The following is a 21,398-nucleotide window of genomic DNA, read 5'->3' on the forward strand; positions in this document are numbered from 1 at the left end:
AACAATGCAGTTTTGGTACTCCCGTTCGTGGATAGCATGGCTACTCTGCCCTTTCTCCCTGTTGTTTTGGTTGATTACTACCGTTCGCCGCGCTCTGTTTCGTTTAAATCTACTGAAATCTTACCGCGCGCCAATTCCCGTGGTGATTGTCGGTAACCTATCCGTAGGCGGCAATGGCAAAACACCGGCGGTAATTTGGTTGGTGCAGGAACTGACTAAGTGCAGTTTGAATGTAGGGGTAATTTCTCGCGGTTACGGCAGTAAAGCAAAAAATTATCCTCTGTTGGTTACACCAACTAGCGATCCAATTGAAGCCGGTGATGAACCCGTCCTCATTGCCACCCGTACACAAGCTCCCGTTTGTATTTCACCAAATCGCCAACAAGCTATTGAATGTTTATTACAACACACCAAATGTGATGTCATTATTAGCGATGACGGTTTACAACACTACAAACTCCAACGGGATTTTGAAGTGGTGATCATGGATGCGGAACGTGGTTCAGGCAATGGTTTCTTGTTACCGTCCGGCCCATTACGGGAGCTTTCAAGCCGTTTAAAAAATGTGGACATCATCATCACTAACGGTTCGGAAAACCAATACAGCGATGCCGTAATGACCTTAAAACCGCAATATGCCGTGAATTTAGTCACAAAAGCACAGCGTCCGTTAAATGAATTTAGCCAAGCTACCGCTATCGCCGGAATCGGCAATCCACCGCGTTTTTTCACGATGTTACAACAACATGGTATTCAATTAATGGAAACGCAGGCCTTTCAGGATCATCAATCATTTAGCCCCGAACTTTTTGCAAAATTCGACAAAAATCGACCGCTCTTAATGACGGAAAAAGATGCCGTAAAATGCATGACGTTTGCAGAAGAACATTGGTGGTATGTGCCGGTAACGACAGAAATCCAAGGCGAAAAAGCACAACAATTTATTCAAAAGATCCTACAAAAGTGCGGTCAAAAAATGTGAAATATTTTCAACGTTGGCTACCCTAACGATTCTTTCGGGGGAAACAGGCCAACGAGAGAGCTTGTGAATAAAAATAAACACAAATCGAGATCAATATGATGAATGGGAAATTATTAGAAATCGTGGCTTGCCCGACCTGCCACGGACGTTTGGAATACGATGAGCAACATCAACGTTTAATTTGTCGTTTTGAAAAACTTGCTTACCCGATTAAAAACGGCATTCCGGTATTATTGGCGGAACAAGCGGAAACATTAAGCCCATCGGAGGAAAAGTAACATGATCCAATTTACTGTTATTATTCCCGCCCGCTACGCTTCAAGCCGTTTGCCGGGAAAACCGTTGGCAGATATCGCCGGCAAACCGATGATTCAACATGTTTTTGAACAAGCCAAACAATCAGGCGCAACCCGCGTGATTATCGCCACCGACAACGACCTGGTGGCTGCCGCCGCCAAAAACTTTGGTGCAGAAGTGTGCATGACCGCAGAAAGCCACAATTCCGGTACGGAACGCTTAGCTGAAGTGGTTGAAAAACTGGCAATCCCCGACAATGAAATCATCGTGAACATTCAAGGTGACGAACCGCTTATTCCACCGGTTATCGTCAAACAAGTGGCGGAAAATCTCTCTAAATACCCTGTCAACATGGCAAGCCTTGCGGTCAATATCGACGAGCCGGAAGAATTATTTAATCCCAACGTGGTGAAAGTACTGACCAACAAAGACGGCTATGTGCTTTATTTCTCCCGCGCCGTAATTCCTTGGGATCGTGATCAATTCGCGCAAATGGACGACGTAGCAAAATTGCAACTGAACACACAATACCTACGCCATATTGGGATTTATGCTTATCGCGCCGGTTTCATTAAACAATATGTGCAATGGCAACCGACCGCATTAGAACACATCGAAAAACTGGAACAGCTACGTGTGCTGTGGAACGGCGAAAAAATTCATGTAGAACTTGCCAAAGAAGTGCCGGCTGTGGGTGTGGACACGGCTGAAGATCTGGAAAAAGTGCGGTCGATTTTAGCGAAGAAATCGCATTAACACGCCCTCTCACCCTCTTTAAAAAAGAGGGATGGGGGGATTTGACAGACGGAATTAACGTAGAAAATAATGTATTTCTCAATGCAATTAAGCAATTTACAATTATGCCCCCAATAACCGCTGGCGCGCGTTTCCTAACGCGTGCCTAAAATCGATAAACATAATGACCTGCACACGCTAGGAAGCGTGCGCGATCAAAAGAGATCTTTCCTGTGCCTGATATCACTTTCGACGCAAAAAAATTCCTCGCTAACGTACCGCACTTACCGGGCGTTTATCGTATGTATGACGATAGCAACACGGTGATTTATGTAGGCAAGGCAAAAGATCTGAAAAAACGCTTATCCAGTTATTTTCGTAAGCAGTTAAACAGCAAAAAAACGGAAGCGTTGGTGGCATCAATTCATCATATTGAAACCACGATTACCACCTCGGAAACAGAAGCGCTACTGCTTGAGCATAATTACATCAAAACCTATCAGCCGCGTTATAACGTGTTGTTGCGCGATGATAAATCCTATCCGTATATTTTATTAACCAAAGAAACGCATCCTCGCATTACCTCTTATCGTGGCTCAAAGAAAATTCAAGGGGAATATTTCGGCCCTTATCCCAATGCCGGCGCGGTGCGTGAGACCTTGTCTTTGTTGCAAAAATTGTTCCCTATTCGGCAATGTGAAAACTCCGTGTATAACAATCGCTCGCGCCCTTGTTTGCAATATCAAATCGGGCGTTGCCTTGCCCCCTGCGTAAAAGGTTATGTGACAGACGAAGCCTATGCGCAGCAAGTGAATTTTGCCCGCTTGTTCTTACAGGGCAAAGATCAACAAGTGTTGGATCATTTAGTGAAACAAATGGAACAGGCAAGTCAGCAACTGAATTTTGAAGAGGCGGCACGGATTCGCGACCAAATTCAGGCGGTGCGCGCAGTGATTGAAAAACAATTTGTCGCCAACGATCGCCATGATGACATTGATATTATCGCCATCGCCTACCAACTTGGTGTGGCTTGCGTGCAGGTGTTGTTTATTCGTCAGGGTAAGATTTTAGGTAATCGCAGTTATTTTCCGAAAGTACCGAACAATACCAATCTGGCAGAGCTTACAGAAACCTTTGTTGGGCAATTTTATTTACAGGCACACCAAGGCAGAACTATTCCGAACACCATTATCGTGGATCAAAAACTGGAAGAAAAAGCGGATTTGGAAACCTTGTTAAGCGACCAAGCGGGGCGAAAAGTTATCATTCAAGATCATGCCAAAGGTGATAAAAGCAAATACCTGCAACTCGCACAAATGAATGCCAAAGCCTCAGTAGTGACTAAGTTAAAACAATCTACCTTGCAACATGATCGCTATGCTGCCTTGCAGGAATTACTCGGCATTAATGCCATCAAACGCATGGAATGTTTTGATATCAGCCATACGATGGGCGAACAAACCATCGCTTCCTGCGTGGTGTTCAATCAGGACGGGCCGCTAAAATCCGATTACCGTCGTTTCAACATCAGCGGCATCACCAAAGGCGATGACTACGCGGCTATGGAGCAAGCACTGTTAAAACGCTACGACAAAGATCTAGAAGAAGACAAAATCCCCGACATTATTTTTATTGACGGCGGCAAAGGACAACTCAACCGTGCGTTACAGGTGTTTGAAAATCTCAAGGTAAAATGGAATAAAAACCGACCGCACTTAATTGGCGTTGCCAAAGGCGTCGATCGCCGTGCCGGTTTGGAAACCCTAATTTTAAGCAAATGGGATAAAGAATTGCATTTGCCATCGGACAGTCTCGCGCTCCATTTAATCCAACATATCCGCGATGAAAGCCACAACCACGCCATCAGCGGGCACCGCCAAAAACGCCAACAACATTTCACCCAAAGCGGCTTAGAAAGCATCGAAGGCGTAGGCGCCAAACGCCGCCAAGCCCTCCTCAAATACCTCGGCGGCTTGCAAGGCGTTAAAAACGCCACCCTCGATGAAATTGCCTCCGTCCCCGGCATCTCAAAAGCATTGGCAGAAAAGATTTTTGAGACGCTACAGCATTAGATTAAAAGAAAAGGGCAGTCAAAAACGCCGGTATTTTTGACCGCTCTTTCTTTTTAAATGAAAAATTTTATTCACTGAAATAAATCAATTTTTTGGTACGATTGTTTAGTATTTTCTCCTATTTTGAAGTCATTATCTAAAATTCGTTAATTATTAGTTTTTTACTCTACAATTCCTTCTTGTACAGAATTTTATTTTCTTTACTGAGTTGTTAAATTCTATTATAAATGAGTCCTTTTTCGTATTTTATAGTCAATTGATAAGAGAACATTTTATGAGTGAAGTTTCAAATTCAGTAGAAAAATCTACATGGGCGAGTAAATTCGCCGCCTTAGGTCCAGGAATCGTCATGGCATCGGCTGCCGTTGGTGGTTCGCATATTATTGCGTCCACCCAAGCCGGTGCGATTTATGGTTGGGAATTAGTGAGCATTGTGATTCTTGCTAATTTATTCAAATACCCTTTCTTCCGTTTCGGCGTGCAATATACCTTAGATACCGGCAATACCTTGTTGGAAGGTTATCGTCAAAAAGGGAAATTCTATTTGTGGTTGTTCCTTGCGCTGAACATCTTTGCTACGGTGATTAACACTGCGGCAGTGGGCTTATTAACCGCCGCGATCTTAACCTTTATCATCCCTATTCCGTTGCCAATGCCGGTATTGAGTTCATTGGTAATTGTCGTGATTACCGGCATTTTATTGTTAGGGAAATACCGCTTATTAGACAGTCTATCCAAAATCATCATGATCGCATTAACCGTGACAACAGTCAGTGCCGTGGTGATTGCATTCATGCGTAATGGTATGCAAGGTGTCGCACCGGCAGATTTCGTTGCGCCTTCCCCGTGGGAATTAAGTAAATTGGCCTTTTTAGTGGCTTTAATGGGTTGGATGCCGGCGCCGATTGAGATTTCGGCAATTAACTCCATGTGGGTGGTGGCAAAACGTCGCTTGACCAAAGTGTCTTATCAAGACGGTTTATTTGACTTTAACGTGGGTTACATCGGCACGGCGATTTTAGCGGTTGTGTTCTTAGCACTTGGTGCGTTGGTACAATTCGGTTCACCTGAAGCCGTGGAAATGGTGGGCGGTAAATATATCGCACAATTAATCAATATGTATGCCAGCACCATTGGTGAATGGGCGCGTTTATTGATCGCCGTCATCGCTTTCATGTGTATGTTTGGTACGACCATTACCGTTATCGACGGCTATTCCCGTACCAACGTAGAATCCTTGCGTTTATTACTTGGTAAACACGAAAGCTCGGTAAGAACCTTAAACATTGCCATGGTGCTTGCCGCGGCCTCCGGATTGGCGATTATTTTCTACTTTAATAACGCCGTTGGCCCGATGTTGAAATTTGCCATGATCGCTTCCTTTGTTTCTGCGCCGATATTTGCATGGTTAAACTTATCCTTAACCATGAAAGCCAAACATAGCGTGAAAGGCGGATTATTGTGGTTGTCCTTTATAGGCTTATTCTATTTAACTGCCTTTGCCGCATTATTTATTGCCCAGCAAGCCGGCTGGTTAGGCTAAAACCGACCACTCTTTGAAAAGTAGATCAAAGTGCGGTCGATTTTCAAAATGTTTTTTACTTCAAAAAACGCCAAGAAAATCGACCGCACGATTGTAGCTCTCATTATAGAGGAAAATGCCTAAGAAATTTTAGGTTTAGCACAACAACTACATCGCACCAAATAGTAAGAATTTATACCTGTGGCAAAATTTTCGCTGGAATGTTTGTGTTTTAGGAACCCAAATGATGGCTAATATCTTGAATTCTATTAAAACTGTTAAAGATACAAATAAATGCCGATAGCCCTACCAAGATATTTTATCATCCACACAATATCAAAATAGAGAATGAAGCCATGTTGTATTTTTATAAAAATAGATTGCCCTGTCTTTTTGAGCTATGTAGGGTTAACAAGATTTCCCTATAATTAATGGGCATCTTAATAAATGCATATCAGAATTTGCTCTATGCTCAATAAGATGTAAAGCGGCTTGTTTACCCATCTCATAATGTGGAAGCTCAACGGTTGTTAAAGACGGAATAAATAAATACGACATGCCGACTGTATTATCGTATCCCACAACCGCCACATCTTCAGGAATTCGAAAACCTTTACTCAATAGCAGTTGATAAGCAACGAAAGAAATTCGGTCATTACCACAAATCACGACATCAAACGGAAATTTTTCATTATTCTCTAAAATTTCCATTAAAGGCTTGGCACCTCTTTTATAATCTTCGCCATCAGTTTCCATAAAAAAAGATACGGGTTCACTGGCTTTTTCTTGTGAAAACCATGCTTTTTCAAACCCGGATTTACGTTTTTCCGTGGCGATATAATTATGTGGAATATGTAAAAAGAGCGGTTGTTGATAACCTTGCTCAATAATCAATTTAGTAAGTTCAAACTGCCCTTGAAAATCATCGGGAATATAGCTTGCAACATGGATATCGTCCGTCACACAGTTCGCCAACACTATCGGGAAGTGTTGTAGTGCTTTCGGTACTTTGACTTTTTTTAAGCCATTTCGCGCAATAATAATCGCATTTGGGCGTTGTGCAATAAGAGCTTCTACGCTGTGTTTTAGTGATTCTTTTTCATTTTCTATGCAATTAATTACAAAAGAATGCCAACCAAACTGGCGCACCGTTTGCTCAATCCCTAATAAGATTTCAACTGAAAAAGGGGTTGTGGCGGTTCCCAAAGATAACACACCGATGGTTTTGGCAGAGCTTCCTCGAATACTTTGCGCGGCAAGACTCGGCACATAATGTAATTCATCAATTGCTTTTTTGACTACGTCATAGGTTTTTTTAGATAACTTTTCCGGGTTGTTGAGTGCTCTTGATACTGTCATCAGAGAAACACCGGCTAATTGTGCTACGTCTTTTAAGGATGTCATTTTTTCTCGAATCATTGGTGAATTTATTGCTTATCATAAAATTTTTTGCGATTTTAGTTAACGTTAACTTTTTATTTTGTGATCTGTATCACAAAAAACAAATGTTAATGTTAACATTTGTGACTTGCTTCACATTTTCATCATAAATGTGTTTACATTATGAGTGATAACGTTAACATTTTAGCCAATTTAATGTTAAATAGACACAGAGGTGTGAGATGAGCAATCAAACTTCATCTAAATCGCAATACTTAACCAATAGTAATTATTGGATTTTTAGTGCGTATTTTTTTGCTTTTTTCTTCATTATGGCGACCTGTCATCCTTTTTTAGGGATTTGGCTCGGTGATATTCACGGATTAAAAGGGGAGAAAATTGGCTACGTCTTTTCGTTCATTTCTCTTTTTGCTTTACTCTTTCAGCCTATTTTAGGATTTTTATCTGATAAATTAGGTATTCGAAAACATCTGCTTTGGCTACTTGCGATATTACTTCTTTTCTATGCACCATTCTTTATTTATGTTTTTGCTCCGTTATTGAAAACCAATTTATGGTTGGGGGTTATTGCCGGAGGTGCATATATGGGATTTGTGTTCCAAGCAGGCGCACCAGCATCAGAAGCCTACATTGAGCGTATCAGCCATTTAAACGGGTTTGAATATGGAAGAACACGGCTATTCGGGATGTTAGGTTGGGCAATCTGTGCCTCTATTGCAGGCAATTTGTATAGTTCTCAACCGAATGCGGTTTTCTGCCTTGGTTCCGCCACTGCCGTTGTGTTATTGGTTCTGATTTTCCTTGCAAAAACAGATGGTAATAATACAGTTCAAGTAGTGGAACAATTAGGTGTAAATAAAAGTCCAATTACACTAAAACAAGCCTTAAAGCTCTTTTCTCTACCTCGTTTCTGGGCATTATTAACTTATGTTGTTGGAGTGGCTTGTGTTTATGACATTTTTGACCAGCAATTTGGTAATTTCTTCAATACGTTTTTTGAATCTAAAGAACAAGGAATGAAATTCTTTGGTTATGTAACAACGGGAGGAGAGCTATTAAATGCAACAATTATGTTTTTCGTGCCTTTATTGATTAATCGTATTGGGGCAAAGAATGCGTTATTGATTGCAGGAACAATTATGAGTATTCGCATTATGGGCTCATCTTTTGCAACAGAAGCATGGCATGTGATTGTATTAAAAACATTACATATGTTTGAAGTACCATTCTATTTGGTTGGAGTATTTAAATATATTACTGATGTTTTTGAAGTCCGTTTCTCCGCAACCATTTATTTAGTCTCTTGTCACTTTTCAAAGCAGATTGGTAATATGATTTTATCGCCTGCCGTAGGGACTTTATATGACATGTATGGTTTTCAATCTACCTATTTTATCTTAGGTTGTATTGCTCTTGCATTTACATCAGTTTCTGTATTTACTTTAGTAAATACCAAGAAATTAGTGAACAACGCTTAAAATTCAGAGGACAGGAAAATGTTATTAGCAAATTATTATCAAGATCCTACAATTACACGAATTAATGCATTACCACATCATAGCTATTTTATTCCTTTTGCTAAAAAGGATAAGGTAGATCAATTTGCTAGAGAAAACTCTTCATTTTTCACATCATTGAATGGTCAATGGCAATTTGCTTATTATTCAAGTATGCAAGATTTGCCTGAAAAGATAAGCGAAATTCCGTTTGTAGAGCAAATCCACGTGCCTTCAAATTGGCAGAATCACGGATTTGATACCCATCAATATACCAATATTAATTATCCTTTTCCGTTTGATCCGCCTTTTATCCTGTTAGAGAACCCTTGTGGGGTATATCAAAAGCAAGTGCAACTGAATAAAAATCCGAAGAAACGTTATTTACTGAATTTTGAAGGGGTTGATTCTTGTCTTTATGTGTATGTAAATCACAAATTTGTAGGATATGGTTCGATTAGCCATAGTACCAATGAATTTGATATTACTGATTATCTTCATCATGGTGAAAATACATTAACCGTCTTTGTTCTCAAATGGTGTGCGGGAAGTTATCTGGAAGATCAAGATAAATTCAGAATGTCGGGAATTTTTCGAGACGTCTATTTATTGGAAAGGGAACATAATTATCTGCAAGATTTACATATTAAAACGGTGCTTTCTGAAGATTTATCATTAGGGCAAATCTATCTCGATCTAAAATTCGCAAAATGTGCGGCTGACATTAGAGTGACATTGTTTGATACAACGGATCAAATTGTTCAGACAGAATGCAAAATTACAATGGATGAACAACGGACACAAATCCATCTTGATAATATTCCTTTAACCAAATCACAACTGTGGAATGCTGAAAACCCTGCGCTTTATACTTTAGTATTCCACACGGAAGACGAAACCATTACGCAAAAAGTGGGGTTCCGCAAGGTAGAAATTAAAAATGGCGTATTGCTGCTGAATCAGCAACCTATTAAATTTAAAGGTGTGAACCGCCACGACAGTGATCCGAAAACCGGATATGCTATTTCAGTCGCTCAAGCGATGACTGATTTAACGTTAATGAAGCAACATAATATTAATGCCATTCGTACCGCACACTATCCAAATTCACCGTGGTTTTGTGAGCTTTGCGATCGCTATGGTTTTTATGTAATTAGTGAAAGTGATATTGAAAGTCATGGCGCATCATTCCAAGCTATTTCACAGCCGGAACCAAGTATCTTTTTGAATGTAGAAAACGCTAATGAAGAACAACGCATTCGCCAGCAAATGATAGATAACTTTTGCTATTTTGCTCAAGAACCTTTGTATCAAACAGCATTATTAGAGCGAACTAAAGCCAATGTGGAACGCGACAAGAATCGCAGTTCAATTTTGATTTGGTCTTTAGGCAATGAATCGGGGTATGGCAAGAATTTTGAGTATTGCGCACAATGGGTAAAAGAACGGGATCCGGATCGTTTAGTGCATTATGAAAGTAGTATTTACCAACATTCGGCACATAAAAATAATACTGAGCATTTAGATTTATACAGTGAAATGTACTCTGATACAGAGGTGATTGATGCCTATTTTTCCGATGTATCACAAACGAATAAACCATTCTTATTGTGCGAATATTCTCACGCGATGGGAAATTCAAATGGTGATATGGAAGACTATTTTCAAACATTTAATAAATATTCAGGAAGTTGTGGGGGATTTATTTGGGAATGGTGTGATCATGCGCCATTTATTACCTCAACAAAACTAGGATATGGCGGTGATTTTGGTGAAAAAATCCATGATGGAAATTTCTGTGTGGATGGTTTGGTTTCACCTGAACGTATTCCGCACAGTAATTTATTAGAAGTGAAAAATGTCAATCGGCCTGTAAGAGCAGTCTTAAATAATGATCAGGTTGAAGTGCATAACTATTTTGACTTCACTAATTTAAAAGATAGTATTCAAATTAAATATGAATGGGTAAAAAATGGCCAGATAATCGAAACAGGAACATTAGCTGTTGATTGTGAACCTCATTGTTCTCAATTTTTACCGATTCAACTTCCTAAAGAGCGAGGCGGATTGTTATGGTTAAACCTATCTTATTGTTCTGCTAAACAGACGGATTTATTACAAGCTGAGCACTGTTTTGGTTTTGATCAAATTATCCTAAGTAAAGAATATACGCCTGCTATTACATCAGATAAAGCTCAGCAGCAACCGTTAGAAATCACTGAAACAAAAAGACAAATTATTATTCAAAATAGCCAATACTATTATGAATTTAATAAAGTCACAGGGGTAATTGAGGAAATTAAAGTCAATGGTAAAGCCATTATTTATAAGCCATTAGCTTGGAATATTTGGCGGGCTCCAACAGATAATGATCGCCTAATTCGTTCTCAATGGCAAAATGCCGGTTATGATCAAATGTATTCTAAAGTCTATGATATTTGCGCACATCTGCAAGAAAATCGCGTTGTGGTGTCAGTGAAAAGTGCATTAGTAGCGAATGCAAAATCAAAAATCATGACATTAGAAACACAGTATTTGTTATCTGCAAATGGTGAGTTAGATATCAAAACAGATGCAATTTTCCATGAGCATTTACCATTTTTACCTCGTTTTGGGTTACGTTTCTTCTTAGATAAACAGAAAACGCCTTTTACCTATTTAGGATATGGAGCAGGAGAAAGTTATATTGATAAGCATCAAGCAAGTCAATTTGGAATTTATTTAACAACAGCAGAGAAAAACCATGTTAATTATCTTAAACCTCAAGAAAATGGTAGCCATTATGGGTGTTTTTACGTTAAAAATGATCTGATTAAGATTGAATCGGAACAGCCATTTAGTTTTAATTTATCACCTTATACCCAAGAAGAATTGACACAGAAAACGCATTCTTATGAATTGGTTCGCGCGGGGTATGATGTATTGTGTATCGATTATAAAATGAGTGGTATTGGTTCAAATTCTTGCGGGCCTAATTTGAAGTCAAAATATCGCCTAATAGAAAATAATATTAATTTTAATATAAGTATCCGGTTATAAAGAGACAATATATCAAATTAACTACAACAAAAACCGCCTTCAGTGAAGGCGGTTTTTCATTAGAGCGAGACAAAGTCTGGCTATAATGAAAAACCCTGTATTATCAGGGCTTTTCTATTTCATCATATTTCAAAGGCATTGTACGACTTCATAAATGTTACAATATCTGACCGCACTTTTTAGATTAAAGGCTCGCCTAAGAAACGCGAGCCAATATTTCATATCATATTTTCATCAACTTAACGTGAAATCACCTCTTTTGTGAAAGATTCCATTTCTGCTTTGCGCCATGGCGTTGAGAAGAAAATAGTGTCTTTCAAGCCGGATTGGTTATCCAGCGGGCGTACACCAAATTCTTCGCTTAATTTTTGTTGCACTTCAGGCGAAGTAATCCAATGGACGAAAACAAGCGATGCAGCCAGATTCGGGGCATTTTTTGCTACGGTCACAACATTACCACCACCCGGCATACCAAATTTTGGTACATAGAATTTCAAGCGGTCAGTAATCGCACCTTGTTTTTGCAAACTGAATAAGTGATCTTGCCATGCGGAAACAATCACCAATTCACCGTCATTTAAGCGGGTTAAACTATCAGCATTGGAGGCTGTGCGGATTAACGCATCTTTTTTACTGCTAAACCAATCCCAAGTTTTCTTCCAACTGGCGATTTGGGCTTCATCAATTTTATCGGTGCGGTAGTCATAGTCGCCGTTGATATACACTAAAGCGCGCTGAATAAATGCATTACCGGAACTGCCGCCGTTCGGATCAGAATAACCGAATTTTTTCGGATTTTTATCAATATAATTTTCCATATCAGCCCAAGATTGTGGCAACTCCTCTTCTTTAATTCGCAGCGGATCATATGCCAAACCCGTTTGGTTACCCCAATAACCTACTGCCACATCACCTAATTCTACCCCTTGCAAATGATGGTTCAGTTTATCGAAATTCGGTAAATTGTTGAGTTTGACAAGAATGTCATTTTTCGCCACGTTACCGAGTCTATCTGCATTCAGAACGATAACGTCCATTTTTCCGGTTTCCAAGTTTTTCTCGGCAATCAGTTTATTAATATTGCCGTCCAATGTACCTTCCGGCACCTTGACTTTAATGCCGTATTGACTTTCAAATGCTTTGACGAAATTACGAAATTGCGGCTGTAAATACCACACACTGACCGTGACCTTTCCCTCTTTTTTCGCCAGTTCTTCAATTTCAGCCCAAGATTTTCCGCTTAAATCCGTCGCGGCTGAGGCAAGCGTGCTTACAGCCAATGCTGTAGCGGTAAGACCAATAGAAATGAGTTTACGAATATTTTTTTGCATAAGTTTCTCCTTTTTAAAATTATGCTTTTCCTGTGGATTGAGAGAGATAATTCCCTTTCAGTAATTTTTCGATAATCATCATTAAAATGATGTTCGGCACCAACAAGATGATAGACACCACGGCCGCATTTGGGCGAATGAAAGAATAGCCTAGGAAGGAATATAAAATCGTTGGCACAGTGATGAAATCCGGTGAGCCGATAACGAAGGCGATAGCAAATTCTTCGATACTTTTCACCAAACAGAAAATAATCGATGCCAAAAAACTTGGTTTTAACATCGGCATATACACGTCTTTGAATACGGTAAATTTAGATGCCCCCAAGTCACGACTGGCATCAATCAGGTCTTGCGGAACAGAAGAAAAACCCGCGGATAAAATCCGAATAGCGTAAGGTAAAGTGAGCACGACGTGGCCGATAACAATGCCGATAAACGGATTATTAATATTTAAATCCAATAACATACGGCTGAAAAACAACGCGATAATCATGCCCGGAATAACCAAGGGAATTAGCGTTAATAATTCCGCTAATTTTTTGCCTCTAAACTCCATGCGACCAAAAGCATAGGCTGTTGGTAGAGAAAGCAAAATGGTGATCAAAGAAACCGTGGGCGCGATGGTATAACTGTTAAACATAGCCTCCGGTAAAGACGTGGTTTCCCATACGATTTTCCAACGTTCAAAAGATAAGGATTGTGGGAAAATATCCGGATAACTCCAAGGCTTTGCCGGATCCACCAATGACCACAGGCCCGCCATCAAAAACGGTAAAAACAACCAAATAAAATTGGCAAGAATAAAGAAGGTTAAGGAAATACGTGCGATTAATCGACCATTTTTCGTTGTGATTTGTGCGGAACTGCTCATTTTACTTCTCCACGTTTGACGGCTAATGGTTTAATCAGTAATGACACTAAAATGGTGAAAAAGGCTGAGGTTAGCATAATGGTTAATGCCATGACCGCACTTTGATTCCACTCTTCAAATTCATAGGCGGACATTTGCATTAAACGCGCTAAAGAATAAGTGCTACGCGGACCGGCGATGCTATAAAAGGCAAAATCGCCCAATGCGCCGATAAAGATCAAAATAAAAGAAACTTGCACCGCACCTAAGGTCAGCGGAAAGATCACATAACGAAAACGTTGCCAAGGGCTCGAACCTAAATTTGCAGCGGCATCTAATAAATCGGTTTTCAACGAATTGACCGCCCCACCAATAAGAATTAAAGCAAAAGGAATGTTTTTCCACATTTGTAAAATCACTACCCCCCAGCCAAATTCGTCATTTTGGAGGGTTTTCGGTTCGTCCCAAATGCCCAAATAAACGAATACTTCGTTAAGAATGCCGTGGTAAGAAATCATATTGACGAACAAAAAGGCGGCCACCAATCCCGGTACCAACATAGGTGCCCGCAAGATGGTGATGATCGTTACCTTGGCAGGCAATTTTTTACGCAACCACATGGCAATAGGATAAGCCACGATGATGGATAAAATCGCCCCTAATAAGGATACTTTTACGGAATAAATATACGAATTTTGAAATACGGGACTGTTTAATACCGCCTGCCAATATTCCAGGCTAAATTGGCTTTCCTCACCGCCCATGCTGTACAAACCGAGGCTTTGTGAAACCACAATATAGAATGTGGATCCCATTAAAAATAAGATCGTACCCAGGCCACTACACAGCAAGAGCCATGCTTTCAGATCATTTTTCAGATTTTTCATTTTACGGACTCCAAAAATTTAATTGCGTGGCGAGGAATCGTAAAGGTGAGTTTATTGCTAAAACTCGGGCATTTCGTCAGTTGCAAACGTAATTTTTTCTCCTCATCATTACGTTTAATAACACCTTGCACTTCCGTGATATTGCCCATAAAAGCCGTGTTGACAATATCCACGGTAATTTGGTTTTCCACTTCCGTTTGGGCGTTTGGTAACAATTCAATGTCTTCCGGTCGGAAGCAAATATAAATCCGTTCCGATTCCGGCTTTTTCTCAGAAAACACGGTGAAATCACCAAAAATAGAACTGACCGCATACAGGTTCTCACCGATATTTTTTACATTAGCTTCTGTAATATTCGCGATACCGATAAAATCGGCCACAAAGCGATTTTTCGGGTGATGATAAATATCTTGCGGAGAACCGATTTGCTCAATCGCCCCTTTATTTAGCACGATAATTTTATCGGACATGGTTAAGGCTTCCGCCTGATCGTGAGTCACATAAATACTGGTTAAATTATATTGCTTGGAAAGTTGCTTAATTTCAAAACGTACACTTTCGCGCAATTTGGCGTCTAAATTCGAAAGCGGCTCATCAAACAAAATCACATCCGGACGGGTTACCATAGCACGGGCTAAGGCGACACGTTGTTGTTGCCCTCCGGAAAGCTCACTGGGTAATTTCAGTTTATGAAACTCTAAATCCATTTGTTTCAAGGCGAGGTTTAAACGCTGTTTTTGTTCTTCAATATCAATGGAACGTTGTTTTAAACCATAGCAAATATTGTGAGAGACGTTAAGGTGAGGGAAAAGGGCGTAAGATTGGAAGCACATGGCGGTATTGCGTTTTTCCGGCGGAACATCATTGACATTTTTTCCGCCGATCAGAATTTCACCTTCGTCTGCCACATGAAAGCCGGCAATGAGTTTCAACAACGAGGTTTTACCACAGCCACTAGGCCCCAATAAGGTGACAAACTCGCCTTCTTCGGCAGTAAAAGTAATATTATTCGCCGCGTAAAAATCACCAAATTTTTTTGTGATATTTTTAATTTCTAACTTTGCCATGTTGACATCCTTCCTGCTTGGCTTATTTGAATTTATTGATGTATTAATAAACTTGCAAGAATGGGGTGTCAATTAAATAGGCTGGAGAATCTTGGATTCGTGATAAGGATCACATTATAAAAATGGCGATGTTGAGAAAGGAAAAAATAAAAGTGCGGTCATAAAATCTATCAAATTTTTTGACCGCACTTCTATAAGAAAATTAACGCTATTTCACCACAATAAATTCCGGTGTTGCTTGTCTTTCGATTAATTTACCTACCGGAGAAAGCTCCACGCCGGCTTTTTGTGCCACGGTGAACATTTCGCTTTCTGCTTCCGGTTTAACGGCAATCAGTAAGCCGCCGGAAGTTTGTGGGTCACATAACACGGCTTTTTGTAGATCGGTTATCGCTGCGATTTTGTGTCCGTAGCTGTCGAAATTGCGGTTAGTGCCACCCGGAATGCAACCTTGAGCGATATAATCATACACGCCGTCTAAGGTTTTAACATTGACGAAATCCACTTCGGCATTGAGGTTGGAACCTTCACAAATTTCGGCTAAATGGCCTAACAAGCCGAACCCCGTCACGTCAGTCATGGCGGTAACGCCCTCAATGTTTGAGAATTCGCTTCCTACCAGATTCATTTGGCACATCCATTGGGTTGCTAAGCCCTTGTGTTCTGCTTTTAATTTACCTTTTTTCTCGGCGGTAGTAAGCACGCCAATGCCTAACGGTTTGGTTAAATACAGATTACAGCCTGCTTGTGCCGTTGCATTTCGTTTCACTTTTTCCGTGTCAATAATACCAGTGACCGCTAAGCCAAAAATCGGCTCGGGAGAATCAATGGAATGTCCGCCGGCAAGGGCAATACCCGCTTCCTGACAAGCAAATCGACCGCCTTCGATAATACGTTGCGCCACACCGGCAGGTAATTTATTAATCGGAAAACCAAACACCGCAATCGCCATAATCGGCTTGCCGCCCATAGCAAAAATATCACTCACGGCATTGGTTGCCGCAATGCGTCCGAAATCAAAAGGATCGTCCACAATCGGCATGAAAAAGTCCGTGGTACTGATAATCGATGTACCATTACCTAAATCATAAACTGCCGCGTCATCTTTGGTGTCATTACCCACCAACAAATTCGGATCAATAAACGGTGCCATTTCGGTATGCAAAATTTCCTCTAAAACCTTAGGCGATATTTTGCAACCTCAACCTGCGCCGTGACTATATTGGGTCAGTCGAATGTCATCCGTTACAACGCATTCATCTTGCACGCCGTGCAAAGCCAGTTCTGTCATGTTTACTCCATTTTTATCAAAAACGGGGAAATTATAGCCTCATTACACATGAGATTCATTATTTGAAATCAATTTATAACAAGAATAAAAAATGCGGCCAAAATTGACCGCACTTTGTTGTAATTTGTGAATTCAAACGCAAATTACAATGCTTTTAAGATGTCATCCACACGTTCTTTGGCGTCACCAAACAGCATTTGGGTGTTTTCTTTGAAGAAGAGCGGATTTTGTACGCCTGCGTAGCCGGTATTCATTGAGCGTTTGAATACCACCACGTTAGCCGCTTTCCACACTTCTAATACCGGCATGCCGGCGATTGGGCTGTTCGGGTCATCCATAGCGGCCGGGTTCACGGTGTCGTTCGCACCGATAACCAAAACGGTGTCGGTGTCGGCGAAATCGTCGTTGATTTCATCCATTTCTAACACGATATCGTAAGGCACTTTTGCTTCCGCTAATAACACGTTCATGTGGCCCGGCAAACGTCCGGCAACCGGATGGATACCGAAACGCACGTTCACGCCACGTTCACGTAATTTTTGCGTGATTTCCGCCACCGGATATTGCGCTTGCGCCACCGCCATGCCGTACCCCGGGGTGATGATCACAGAGCTAGAATTTTTCAATAATTCCGCCACTTCTTCTGCGGTTGTTTCACGGTGTTCGCCTTGTTCCGTATCAGAAGACACTTGAACGTCATTACCGAATCCACCTGCAATAACGCTGATGAAAGAACGGTTCATGGCTTTACACATGATGTAAGATAAGATCGCACCGGAAGAACCGACAAGCGCACCGGTCACGATTAACAAGTCATTGCTAAGCATGAAACCTGCCGCCGCAGCCGCCCAACCGGAATAGGAGTTCAACATGGAAACCACTACCGGCATGTCAGCACCACCAATAGATGCGACCAAGTGCCAACCGAATGCAAGGGCAATTACCGTCATGAGCAATACCGGGAAGATATTGTCCGGATTATTTAAGAACGACACCATTAATAACGCAGAAACCACAAGCGCCGCTAAGTTTAATTTGTGGCGGTGTGGCAACATTAAGGCTTTAGAATCAATTTTTCCGCTTAATTTACCGAATGCCACCACCGATCCGGTGAACGTCACCGCACCAATGAAGATACCTAGGAATACTTCTACGTTATGCACGCTGGCAAGTGCGGCTTGTTCTGCAAGGAATTTCACCTGTTCCGTATCACTTAAACCGCCCGGCATGGTTGGAATGTCGTGCAAGCCGTAGCTGTTATAACCTACCAATACGGCAGCCAAACCCACGAAGCTGTGCAAGATAGCGACCAATTCCGGCATTTCGGTCATTTCGACTTTTAATGCACGTTGAATACCGATCGCACCACCGATGATCATGGCGATGATGATCCACAATGTGCCTTCGGATTTCGGTCCGAAAATGGTAGCGACAAGTGCGATACCCATCCCGATAATACCGTACCAACAACCCGCTTTTGCAGTTTCATGTTTAGAAAGACCGGCTAAGCTCATAATGAAGAGCAACGCTGCCACAATATATGCAGCTTGTACAAAACCTTCTGACATCGTTTTCTCCTTAGCCTTTTCTAAACATAGAAAGCATACGTTGGGTGACACGGAAGCCACCGAAAATGTTGATACTTGCCACTAAAATAGCAATGAATGCCAACACGCTGATAAAAACCTTACCTTGTGAAATTTGCAATAATGCGCCTACGATGATAATCCCCGAGATCGCATTAGTTACCGCCATGAGTGGTGTGTGCAACGCGTGGCTGACGTTCCAAACGACGTAGTAACCCACCACACAAGCCAAGACGAATACGGTTAAGTGAGAAAGGAAAGCTGCCGGTGCAATAGACGTAAGCCACAAGAACAGGATACCAACCGCAGCCATGATGCCGTATTTCTTACGCGGATCTGTCGGTTTTTTATCTTCTTTTTTGACCGCACTTGCCGCTTTGGTTTGTTGCGGTTGGGCAGAAACCTGGATTGGCGGTGCCGGCCACGTGATTTCACCTTCACGAATCACGGTCACGCCGCGTAATACCACGTCTTCGAAATTGATGTCGATTTGACCATCTTTATTTTTACAAAGTAATTTCAATAAGTTGACAAGGTTGGTACCGTAAAGTTGGGAAGATTGCGTTGGTAAGCGGCTTGGTAAGTCGGTGTAACCAATGATTTTGACTTGATTGTCAGTAACCACCACTTCGCCCGCTTTGCTGAGTTCGCAGTTACCGCCGGTCGCTGCCGCTAAATCAACGATCACGCTACCCGGTTTCATGGATTCCACCATTTCTTTGGTAATCAAACGTGGCGCCGGTTTACCCGGAATTAACGCAGTGGTGATGATAATATCCACTTCTTTTGCTTGTTCGGCATAAAGGGCGAGAGCACGACGGTTAAACTCCTCGGACATCACTTTCGCATAACCGTCACCGCTACCGCCTTCTTCTTTGAAATCGATTTCAAGGAAGCTGGCGCCCATACTTTCTACTTGTTCTTTTACTTCCGGACGGGAGTCAAAGGCTCGTACAATGGCGCCAAGGCTGTTTGCCGCACCAATCGCCGCAAGACCTGCTACACCGGCACCAATCACTAATACTTTCGCCGGCGGCACTTTACCTGCCGCGGTAATTTGTCCGGTGAAGAAACTACCGAACTCATGCGCCGCTTCCACCACCGCACGATAACCGGCAATATTCGCCATAGAACTTAATGCATCTAGGGCTTGTGCACGAGAAATACGTGGCACGGCATCCATGGCCAGCACATTGATTTTCTTGGCCGATAATTTTTCCATTAATTGCGGATTTTGAGCCGGCCAAATAAAGCTGACCAAGGTTGCGCCTTCTTTTATTAAGGCAATTTCCTCATCAGTCGGCGCATTGACTTTAAAAATAATATCCGCCTGCCAAACTTGTGCCGCATCGCCGATTTTCGCACCGGCAGCCGCAAAGGCCTGATCTTCAAAACTTGCTTTAAAACCCGCATCATGTTCAACAATCACGTCAAAGCCAAGCTTCAAAATTTGCTGAACCGTTTTCGGCGTTGCCGCCACACGACTTTCATTATCAAGCAGTTCTCTAGGTACACCAATTAACATAATGATTCCCTTTGATTGATTAAAACTTAGGTAAAAATTTACCCGCCCGAAATGACGCCTTTAAGCTGTCAAATTAGTCGTCACTCTACCATTGTTCCATTAAAAACTGAAAAATTTTTTCTGCTTTTTATGTAATATGTGATCCCTATTGTAATTTGTGATAGCACATAAAAAATTAGAAATTCATTGCGCGCTTTGCTATCTTAACGCGCAAATCTTTTACCGCCGTTTCACATTCGGCAGATTAGAAACACTGAAAATGATGAGTCATCACTTCAGCGATGACTTCCCCTGCGGGGCAGTCGGCATAGCCGATGTTCAAAATCCGTTGGATTTTGTCAACCGCACTTTGATGCATAAGGGCAATACAATGCAATTACCACCTCTACAATCCGCCACCTTAATCCGTCGTTACAAACGCTTTTTAGCTGATGTACAACTGCCTAACAGCGACATCACGACGCTACACTGCGCCAATACCGGCGCCATGATCGGCTGTGGCGCGGAAAGCGACACGGTTTGGTATTCCACCTCCGACAGCACTACGCGTAAATATCCAAGTTCTTGGGAATTGACTCAGTTGAAAAATGGCAGCTTGGTTTGTATTAACACACACCGCTCTAATCAGCTTACCTTGGATGCCTTGCAGAAAAAACAAATCCTTGAACTTGCCATGTATGATGAGATTTATCCGGAAGTGAAATATGGGGAAGAAAATAGCCGTATTGATTTCCTGCTAAAAGGCAAAGATCTGCCCGATTGCTATGTGGAAGTAAAATCCATCACTTATGTAGATAACGACAAAAAGCTCGGTATGTTTCCCGATGCCGTCACCACCCGCGGGCAAAAACACTTACGGGAACTCATCGCCATGAAAAAAGCCGGCCATCGTGCCGTCATTTTTTTCTGTGGCTTACATGATGGTTTTGACCATTTCCAAATCGCCAAGCATATTGACCCGAAATATAACGAACTCTTTCTCCACGCGCTAAGCGAAGGCGTTGAGGCTTACGCCTATGCTACCGAATTTGAAAAAACAGATAAAATTCCGACCGCACTTAACCTGACGAAGGTCGTACCACTGTATAAATAGCGGCTAAACTATTGTATTGGATGTGTAAATAAACACTGATGAATAGCGATTCCGCAACAAAAAATAAACCTTATCTATTTGAAAATAATTTTTATAAAAAAATTTTGACATTAATTATGATAACTATTATCATTTTCAACATTAAATAACTATAGATAATCACTCCAACATTTGACGCCTCCTCCCCCACAAAGAGGCGTTTTTTTTTGCCTAAAATTTGCTAC

Annotated in this window: 16 protein-coding genes; 8 read left to right on the top strand and 8 right to left on the bottom strand. The window is 41.4% G+C overall.

Going from position 1 to position 21,398, the window contains the following annotated elements:
• Positions 1-4: 4 nt before the first annotated feature.
• The 5 genes from lpxK (at position 5) to DK428_RS01535 (ending at position 5,629) form a co-directional block, all read left to right on the top strand.
• Entirely contained in the window at positions 5-982 is a 978-nt protein-coding gene (gene lpxK / locus DK428_RS01515) for a tetraacyldisaccharide 4'-kinase (protein WP_109063742.1), read from the top strand.
• A gap of 98 nt (positions 983-1,080) precedes the next feature.
• A complete protein-coding gene (locus tag DK428_RS01520) occupies positions 1,081-1,260 on the top strand; it encodes a Trm112 family protein (protein ID WP_050694206.1) in 180 nt (59 codons plus the stop codon).
• A 4-nt stretch (positions 1,261-1,264) separates the two neighbouring features.
• Positions 1,265-2,035 (top strand): 3-deoxy-manno-octulosonate cytidylyltransferase, encoded by a 771-nt coding sequence (gene kdsB / locus DK428_RS01525; protein WP_109063920.1) that lies wholly within the window; start codon positions 1,265-1,267, stop codon positions 2,033-2,035.
• A 221-nt stretch (positions 2,036-2,256) separates the two neighbouring features.
• Positions 2,257-4,086, top strand: coding sequence for an excinuclease ABC subunit UvrC (uvrC, locus tag DK428_RS01530; protein WP_109063921.1), 1,830 nt, complete (start codon positions 2,257-2,259; stop codon positions 4,084-4,086).
• 274 nt (positions 4,087-4,360) lie between these two features.
• A complete protein-coding gene (locus DK428_RS01535) occupies positions 4,361-5,629 on the top strand; it encodes an NRAMP family divalent metal transporter (protein WP_109063743.1) in 1,269 nt (422 codons plus the stop codon).
• Between the two features lie 387 nt (positions 5,630-6,016).
• On the opposite strand, the gene DK428_RS01540 is transcribed toward DK428_RS01535, so the two are convergent.
• On the bottom strand, positions 6,017-7,012 hold the full coding sequence (locus DK428_RS01540; RefSeq protein WP_109063922.1) for a LacI family DNA-binding transcriptional regulator: 996 nt from the start codon (positions 7,010-7,012) through the stop codon (positions 6,017-6,019).
• Positions 7,013-7,230: 218 nt separating this feature from the next.
• Between DK428_RS01540 and DK428_RS01545 the strand changes: the two genes are divergently transcribed.
• Together DK428_RS01545 and DK428_RS01550 are read left to right on the top strand one after the other, a co-directional pair.
• The gene (locus DK428_RS01545) at positions 7,231-8,487 is read left to right on the top strand and encodes an MFS transporter (RefSeq protein WP_109063744.1); all 1,257 of its coding nucleotides are present in this window, start codon (positions 7,231-7,233) and stop codon (positions 8,485-8,487) included.
• 18 nt (positions 8,488-8,505) lie between these two features.
• The gene (locus DK428_RS01550; RefSeq protein WP_109063745.1) at positions 8,506-11,544 is read left to right on the top strand and encodes a glycoside hydrolase family 2 TIM barrel-domain containing protein; all 3,039 of its coding nucleotides are present in this window, start codon (positions 8,506-8,508) and stop codon (positions 11,542-11,544) included.
• A gap of 239 nt (positions 11,545-11,783) precedes the next feature.
• On the opposite strand, the gene DK428_RS01555 is transcribed toward DK428_RS01550, so the two are convergent.
• The 7 genes from DK428_RS01555 to pntA form a co-directional block, all read right to left on the bottom strand.
• A complete protein-coding gene (locus DK428_RS01555; protein ID WP_109063746.1) occupies positions 11,784-12,875 on the bottom strand; it encodes an extracellular solute-binding protein in 1,092 nt (363 codons plus the stop codon).
• A 19-nt stretch (positions 12,876-12,894) separates the two neighbouring features.
• Positions 12,895-13,746 (bottom strand): ABC transporter permease, encoded by an 852-nt coding sequence (locus DK428_RS01560; RefSeq protein WP_109063747.1) that lies wholly within the window; start codon positions 13,744-13,746, stop codon positions 12,895-12,897.
• Positions 13,743-14,612 (bottom strand): ABC transporter permease, encoded by an 870-nt coding sequence (locus DK428_RS01565; RefSeq protein ID WP_005704159.1) that lies wholly within the window; start codon positions 14,610-14,612, stop codon positions 13,743-13,745. The genes DK428_RS01560 and DK428_RS01565 overlap by 4 nt, the downstream gene beginning before the upstream one ends.
• Positions 14,609-15,679: an ABC transporter ATP-binding protein gene (locus DK428_RS01570; RefSeq protein WP_005700681.1), complete on the bottom strand. Its 1,071-nt coding sequence runs from the start codon at positions 15,677-15,679 to the stop codon at positions 14,609-14,611. Before DK428_RS01570 ends, DK428_RS01565 begins: the two co-directional genes overlap by 4 nt.
• Positions 15,680-15,887: 208 nt before the next feature.
• Positions 15,888-16,970 (bottom strand): selenide, water dikinase SelD, encoded by a 1,083-nt coding sequence (selD, locus tag DK428_RS01575; RefSeq protein ID WP_109063748.1) that lies wholly within the window; start codon positions 16,968-16,970, stop codon positions 15,888-15,890.
• Between the two features lie 143 nt (positions 16,971-17,113).
• A complete protein-coding gene (pntB, locus tag DK428_RS01580) occupies positions 17,114-18,538 on the bottom strand; it encodes a Re/Si-specific NAD(P)(+) transhydrogenase subunit beta (protein ID WP_109063749.1) in 1,425 nt (474 codons plus the stop codon).
• Between the two features lie 10 nt (positions 18,539-18,548).
• Positions 18,549-20,081 (bottom strand): Re/Si-specific NAD(P)(+) transhydrogenase subunit alpha, encoded by a 1,533-nt coding sequence (gene pntA, locus DK428_RS01585; RefSeq protein WP_109063750.1) that lies wholly within the window; start codon positions 20,079-20,081, stop codon positions 18,549-18,551.
• 370 nt (positions 20,082-20,451) lie between these two features.
• Here pntA and sfsA point away from each other — a divergent pair, with 370 nt between their 5' ends.
• Positions 20,452-21,174 (top strand): DNA/RNA nuclease SfsA, encoded by a 723-nt coding sequence (sfsA, locus tag DK428_RS01590; protein WP_109063751.1) that lies wholly within the window; start codon positions 20,452-20,454, stop codon positions 21,172-21,174.
• Positions 21,175-21,398: the final 224 nt, after the last annotated feature.

The organism is Aggregatibacter kilianii (assembly GCF_003130255.1).
In the GTDB taxonomy this organism is placed as follows: Bacteria; Pseudomonadota; Gammaproteobacteria; order Enterobacterales; family Pasteurellaceae; genus Aggregatibacter; species Aggregatibacter kilianii.

Excerpts from the sequence above, each read along its gene's own strand:
- DK428_RS01535 (WP_109063743.1), top strand. The coding sequence starts at position 4,361 with ATGAGTGAAGTTTCAAATTCAGTAGAAAAATCTACATGGGCGAGTAAA.
- DK428_RS01570 (WP_005700681.1), bottom strand. The coding sequence starts at position 15,679 with ATGGCAAAGTTAGAAATTAAAAATATCACAAAAAAATTTGGTGATTTT.
- pntB (WP_109063749.1), bottom strand. The coding sequence starts at position 18,538 with ATGTCAGAAGGTTTTGTACAAGCTGCATATATTGTGGCAGCGTTGCTC.
- pntA (WP_109063750.1), bottom strand. The coding sequence starts at position 20,081 with ATGTTAATTGGTGTACCTAGAGAACTGCTTGATAATGAAAGTCGTGTG.
- DK428_RS01560 (WP_109063747.1), bottom strand. The coding sequence starts at position 13,746 with ATGAGCAGTTCCGCACAAATCACAACGAAAAATGGTCGATTAATCGCA.
- DK428_RS01555 (WP_109063746.1), bottom strand. The coding sequence starts at position 12,875 with ATGCAAAAAAATATTCGTAAACTCATTTCTATTGGTCTTACCGCTACA.
- DK428_RS01565 (WP_005704159.1), bottom strand. The coding sequence starts at position 14,612 with ATGAAAAATCTGAAAAATGATCTGAAAGCATGGCTCTTGCTGTGTAGT.
- DK428_RS01550 (WP_109063745.1), top strand. The coding sequence starts at position 8,506 with ATGTTATTAGCAAATTATTATCAAGATCCTACAATTACACGAATTAAT.
- DK428_RS01540 (WP_109063922.1), bottom strand. The coding sequence starts at position 7,012 with ATGACATCCTTAAAAGACGTAGCACAATTAGCCGGTGTTTCTCTGATG.
- sfsA (WP_109063751.1), top strand. The coding sequence starts at position 20,452 with ATGCAATTACCACCTCTACAATCCGCCACCTTAATCCGTCGTTACAAA.
- DK428_RS01520 (WP_050694206.1), top strand. The coding sequence starts at position 1,081 with ATGAATGGGAAATTATTAGAAATCGTGGCTTGCCCGACCTGCCACGGA.
- DK428_RS01545 (WP_109063744.1), top strand. The coding sequence starts at position 7,231 with ATGAGCAATCAAACTTCATCTAAATCGCAATACTTAACCAATAGTAAT.
- lpxK (WP_109063742.1), top strand. The coding sequence starts at position 5 with ATGCAGTTTTGGTACTCCCGTTCGTGGATAGCATGGCTACTCTGCCCT.